This window comes from Muricoccus harenae, assembly GCF_009848505.1.
GTDB lineage: Bacteria > Pseudomonadota > Alphaproteobacteria > Acetobacterales > Acetobacteraceae > Roseomonas > Roseomonas harenae.
This window is the reverse complement of the sequence record NZ_WWDL01000118.1, coordinates 1-567: the sequence shown is the minus strand read 5'-3', so window position 1 is coordinate 567 and position 567 is coordinate 1. Positions and strand designations below refer to the sequence as shown.

The window sequence follows — 567 nt, the reverse complement described above, 5'->3', positions numbered from 1 at the left end:
TGAGGCGCTCCAACGGATTCGTGGAATGCAGCTTGGTTCGGTGTGATACCGGGAACGCCATGTAGGCGAGCACGTCATGCTCGCTGTCATCCATGAGCTTGCCGAGCTTGGGCCAGCGCTCGCGGAGCTGGTCAGCGACATGGCGCCAGGTCTGCCGCGCGGCTTCCTGATCGGGCTGGAGGAAGGCCTGACGCAGTGCGGCCGAGGCCATGGACTGCTGGGCCTTGCCCACATGCGCCAACGCGTTCCTCATCCAGTGAACCCTGCAGCGCTGCCAGGTCGCGCCAAGCACCCGGGCGACCGCCGCCTTCAGTCCCTCATGGGCGTCGGAGACGACGAGCTTCACGCCCTTCAGCCCGCGCTTGACTAGGCTCTTGAGGAAGGTCGCCCAGAAGATCTCGGCTTCTGACGGGCCGATGTGCAGGCCGACGATTTCGCGCCGCCCCTCAGCATCACAGGCCACGGCGATTATCGCCGCCACCGAGACGATGCGACCGCCCTCGCGCTGCCGCAGATAGGTGGCATCGAGCCAGAGATAGGGCCAGTCCCCCGACAGCGGGCGGTCGA

At 66.5% G+C, this 567-nt stretch carries 1 protein-coding gene; it reads right to left on the bottom strand.

The annotated features are described in order from the left end of the window. The coding region (locus tag GSE44_RS25190; RefSeq protein ID WP_159351552.1) for an IS256 family transposase at nt 1-567 on the bottom strand (567 nt) is incomplete at both ends.